This window comes from Alteromonas sp. ABE4_545, assembly GCF_056161325.1.
Map to the genome: position 1 here is coordinate 1 of NZ_JBSWYY010000110.1, position 206 is coordinate 206.

Here is a 206-nt window from a genome sequence, read left to right on the forward strand (position 1 = left end):
GTGTTCGTTACGAATAAAGCGATACGCGCCTTCCATATCTGCGGGAGATTGTGTGATATTCACGATAGGTTTTCCTGGTGAGCTGGCTAACGATGCCGCCAACTTTACCAAGCGTGCAGTGCGACGGGGATCGCCTAAATTGGCTTTTCCAAAAGTATTATTAGACCACTGTGCAATTTCCATCATCATTTACTCTCACAACCAAG

At 46.1% G+C, this 206-nt stretch carries 1 protein-coding gene; it reads right to left on the reverse strand.

Translation table 11 applies throughout. The annotated features are described in order from the left end of the window. Positions 1-186: IS4/Tn5 family transposase DNA-binding protein (locus ACXAH6_RS20520; RefSeq protein ID WP_474879848.1), on the reverse strand; the 186-nt coding region annotated here is incomplete at its 3' end. Positions 187-206: the final 20 nt, after the last annotated feature.